Here is a 644-nt window from a genome sequence, read left to right on the forward strand (position 1 = left end):
GGGCGCGCTTCAAGGGCGATCGCAATTTCATTGTCCAAGATCTCGACATCCGGGCCCGCACGATCCGTTATCGCCTGGAGGTGTGACAGACACCGGACGGGGAGTGGTTGAGCGGGGAGTTGCCGCCGACGCTTCATGGTCGGCACTTCGGTCCGCGCTTGAGAGCCTACCTGCTCTACCAGCACCATCATTGTCACGTCACCCAGCCCTTGTTGCGCGAGCAACGGCTTGAATGGGGCATCGACCTCTCCGTGGGGCAGATCGATGCGCTGCTCAGCGCAAACAACGAAGCGTTTTTCGCCGAGAAGGATCAACTGCTCGCGGCGGGCCTGGAGGTTAGCGCCTTCATCACGGTCGATGACTCGGGGGCGCGCCACCAGGGGCGCAACGGCTACGTCACGCAGATCGGCAATGACTTCTTCGCCTGGTTCTCCAGCACCGAGAGCAAGAGCCGAATCAACTTCCTCCAACTCCTGCAAGCGGGCGAGCCCGTCTATTGCCTCAATGACGAGGCGCTGACGTACTGGCGCGATCAGGGCCTGCCGCGCGCGCTGTGCCAAGCGCTCGCGGCCCACCCGATCGTGGAGATCGCAACCACCGCGGCGTGGGAGGCACATCTCAAGACGCTTGGAATCACCAAGGCA

1 pseudogene is annotated in these 644 nt (G+C 62.9%); it reads left to right on the forward strand.

The window, feature by feature from the left end:
* Positions 1 to 107 precede the first annotated feature (107 nt).
* A pseudogene (locus G3446_RS27150) lies at positions 108 to 644 on the forward strand (IS66 family transposase); the annotation flags it as partial.

The organism is Thiorhodococcus minor (assembly GCF_010820565.1).
Taxonomy (GTDB): Bacteria; Pseudomonadota; Gammaproteobacteria; order Chromatiales; family Chromatiaceae; genus Thiorhodococcus; species Thiorhodococcus minor.